This is a genomic window from Alistipes sp. AF14-19 (assembly GCF_003461645.1).
Taxonomy (GTDB): domain Bacteria; phylum Bacteroidota; class Bacteroidia; order Bacteroidales; family Rikenellaceae; genus Alistipes; species Alistipes shahii.
Window position 1 is genome coordinate 1 of sequence record NZ_QTXM01000042.1, and the last position, 3,715, is coordinate 3,715.

The 3,715-nt window shown below is 48.0% G+C and carries 3 protein-coding genes and 1 pseudogene; 3 read left to right on the forward strand and 1 reads right to left on the reverse strand.

Features of this window, described 5'->3' with window-relative positions:
• Positions 1-338: 338 nt before the first annotated feature.
• The 3 genes from DWW03_RS16970 to DWW03_RS16240 all read left to right on the forward strand — a co-directional run bounded on the left by DWW03_RS16970 (position 339) and on the right by DWW03_RS16240 (position 2,155).
• Positions 339-455: a hypothetical protein gene (locus DWW03_RS16970; RefSeq protein ID WP_240046649.1), complete on the forward strand. Its 117-nt coding sequence runs from the start codon at positions 339-341 to the stop codon at positions 453-455.
• Between the two features lies 1 nt (position 456).
• A complete protein-coding gene (locus tag DWW03_RS16230) occupies positions 457-753 on the forward strand; it encodes a helix-turn-helix domain-containing protein (protein ID WP_014776040.1) in 297 nt (98 codons plus the stop codon).
• A gap of 71 nt (positions 754-824) precedes the next feature.
• Positions 825-2,155, forward strand: a protein-coding gene (locus tag DWW03_RS16240) for an IS3 family transposase (RefSeq protein WP_370803655.1) whose coding sequence is annotated in 2 segments (ribosomal slippage) — positions 825-1,269 and positions 1,269-2,155 — 1,332 coding nt in all. Because the reading frame shifts where the segments join, the coding sequence is not laid out codon by codon here.
• A gap of 35 nt (positions 2,156-2,190) precedes the next feature.
• On the opposite strand, the pseudogene DWW03_RS16245 reads toward DWW03_RS16240, so the two are convergent.
• Positions 2,191-3,564, reverse strand: a pseudogene (locus DWW03_RS16245) (YWFCY domain-containing protein); the annotation flags it as partial.
• Between the last annotated feature and the right edge of the window lie 151 nt (positions 3,565-3,715).

Sequence of the window (3,715 nt, forward strand, 5' to 3'; positions counted from 1 at the left end):
TTTTGCTGCATAAGATTTACTCTTTTCTGTAAACCTTTTTCAGGACGGGACACGGATCATTTTTTCATTTGAGCGGACTGGAACGGTCTGGAGCGGACATGGAAATCGTTTTCTGAAGGCTTGGATTATCTTGCACATCCTTACCGCAGAAATCACCTAAACCCAACAATTATGGATTGCGTCCTTATGGAAACGAGCGCCTATAAAGAGTTGCAGGCGCACCTTCAACGTCTTCTGGAGCGAATAGCTGCGCTCCATTCTCTCTCCGTCCAACCGACAACTGTCCGGGGCTTACGGCCGAGGAGGTCTGCAAGGCTTTGAGCATCACCAAGCGAGCCTTGCAATACTATCGTTCCGCCGGCATCATCCCCTATACGGCCTTGGGGAATAAAGTATTGTTCCGGGACGACGACATCCGGCAACTTCTGGAAAAGAACCTGATAAAAAGCCTGTAGCATGACCGAAGAGATCATCACCCGCGACAGCGCCGCGTTCAAGGAACTGCGCCGCGATATCGTCAAAGCCATCCGTGCCGTTGATATTCTAATCGACACGCACCTCCCAGTCATCGGCAATGAACTGTACCTGACCAGTGAGGAGATTTGCAGCATCTTCAGCATCTCGAAACGCTCCTTGCAGAATTACCGGGACAACCGCCAAATCCCTTATACTACTCTTGGTGGAAAGATTCTTTATCCGCAGTCATCGCTTTATAAACTGCTGGAACAGCATTATATGAAAGCGCAGCGCTGATGCGGTCTGTGAAAAGGGGAAGATCACTTGAACTGCACCCCAAAAGTTGGACATAACTTTTGGGGTGTTTTATGAAGTACAGTTATGAGGAGAAATTAACAGCAGTTTTGTCTGTTGTCAATGGCCAACATTCCGTATCGTCCGCCTCCAAGCATTTTGGAATAAGCTATACGCCTTTGTCGCGTTGGATTGCGCGTTATAAAGAGTTCGGCGAAGCAGGTCTTCGTATACGGCAATATACTTACAGCGGCGATTTTAAGTTGTCAGCTATCAGGCACATGCACGAGAATCACTTATCTTTAACGGAAACAACGGCAAAGTTCGGTATTTACAATGAGAGTACGCTGAGCAGATGGGAGCGTATCTATTATGAAGAAGGTGAATCCGGTCTTTACCGTGATAATCGGGGTAAGATGAGAACCAAACCTAATAAACAGGAACTACAACCACAGGAAGAAAATGACTTGCGAGTCGAAAACCAACGTCTTCGCGCCGAGGTCGCTTACTTAAAAAAATTGAGGATCTTAGTCGAGGAACGCATCGTCCGCGAGAACGGGAACGGGCAAAAGCCATCGAAGAACTAAGACCGGAACATACCCTTCCCACGCTATTGGAAGTTACGGGGATGGCGCGTAGTACGTTCTATTATCATCTGAAGCAGTTAAAGTTCCCCGATAAATACAAACAAGAGAAAAACGAGATTGTAAGTATATACCACGATCATAAGGGACGTTATGGTTACCGCCGTATCACAGTAGAGATGCACAATCGCGGATATTCTATAAACCATAAAACGGTACTTAGGTTAATGAACGAATGTGGAGTTAAATGCCGGGTGCGCCTAAAAAAATATCGTTCATACAAAGGAGAGGTTGGTGCCGTTGTGCCTGACTTGCTGAAACGTAATTTTATGGCGGAACGTCCTAATCAAAAGTGGGTTACAGACCTTACTGAATTTTCTCTGTTCGGCAAGAAGCTTTATCTGTCGCCTATTATGGACTTATATAACAGGGAAATAATAAGTTATAATATAGCTGAACATCCGACCTTTTACCAAACAATGAAAATGCTTGAAGATGCCATAAAGGATCTGCCCGATGCTCCGGAACTTATACTTCACTCGGATCAGGGTTGGCAGTACCAGATGAAACGCTATCAATATCGGCTGCGTGAAAAAGGTATTAGTCAGAGCATGTCTCGTAAGGGAAACTGTTTGGATAATGCGGTCATGGAAAACTTTTTCGGACTGTTAAAATCAGAATTATTATATTTGCAGAAGTTCGAGTCTGTCGATCATTTCCGCAAGGAACTGGAGGAATACATAAATTACTACAATAACAAGCGAATAAAGACCGCATTAAACAACATGAGCCCGGTACAATACCGAACTCATGCTATCTGAATTATTAATCAGTCCAAACTTTGGGGTGCACATCATTTTAATTTCCCCTTTTTATTGATAAGCCGTATCAGGCGCGAGTTATAGAGTCCCAGCGCCGCGCCGTAGATGCTCTGACGGTCGGGATTGTTGCCCATGCAGAGGATTTTCGGCTCCTCAGGGTTATTGATGTCCAGCGTAAAGTCATTGCCCGTAAGCACCCAATAGAGCTGCGGAGAGATCATACGCGAGAGCGGGATTTTCACCGATGCCACCTGTCCCTGCAACTGGTCCTGCGCATTGCTTTTCCATGCATCGACAAAAGGCGAGAGGTAGTTTTCCAGTTCGGGATAAGATGAAAGGATCGGGAAAATCTTATCGAGGGGCTGGCACAAAAATTCGATGGCATGCGGAAAAGTGCAATAGCGGCCTCGGTCGTAGATTTTCAGGTACCAGATAATCGCCGCGAGCAGGATGACGGCCGAATCGGTGAAGAAGTCGCCCTGCTTATCAACCCATGTTTTATTGAGGTTCAGAAGCGTGACGTAGGCGCTTTCGTAGGCATCCGAGATATCGTCCATAAAGCGGGCGTCGATGGGATTGCAGCGGTTCGAGCGGCGGGGATCGTCGAAGTTGATGATGCAGAACTTCGGCTTGACGGCGTATTTGTCCAGATGCCGGAGCAGGTGGTTGTAGGCAATGCGTGTAAGGTCGTCGAATTTATAGTCGTAGACGAGCATCGAGAAACCCTTCTCGATATGCTGTTTGATATAGTTGTTCAGTACGGCGTAGCTTTTTCCGGAGCCGGGCAGGCCGAGGACCGCCGTCGATCTGTAAACGTTTACAACCGATATCCACCCGTTCCGCCATTGTCCTTTATAGCGGTAACGCGTAGGTAGGTTCACCGAGCAATCGTTGTCAATACAACGTTCCTCCTGAAGAAAACTTTCGTTATTGTCATTGAAAGGATCGTCCATAAGCGGCTGTTTCATCAATCGCCGCAGCCACACGCCGGCGGCCAGCAGGCAGAGGTAGCCCGCACCGAGGGTCAGCGCATAGCACCACGCCCGCAAGCCGATGTCCGCGGGCAGCGACAGCAGGAAGCCGTTCAGAAAAAACAGCGGGAGTCCCAGACAGACTGCACCGACGATATGCCGCCTGCCGACCTTGCCGTTACAGACGCTCTTGGTTCCGTAGCAACCGACGGCGAGAAACATAAAGGCGCAGAATTTGGTAACCATGGGAGAAGAGAACAGCGACGTCGACCGCTGGATATTCAGCAGAAGGCGGTCGACGAAAGCCCATGTCAGGCCGCTTCCGGACAACCACTCGTAACAAAACCAATAGAGATGGAGGATAAGGAAAAACACGCCCTGCCCACGGGCGAACTGTACGATACTTTCAAGGGCTCTTAAATCATCTTCCTGCTGCATGATCGAAACATTAAAGCCCTGAAAATACACCAGCGACAGAAAAAACGTTGCCGGTGTCCGCCCCTATCCGTTCCAGTCCGCACCGATAGGATTTCGAGACCTGTCCCGTCCTGAAAAAGGTTTACAGAAAAGAGTAAATCTTATGCAGCAA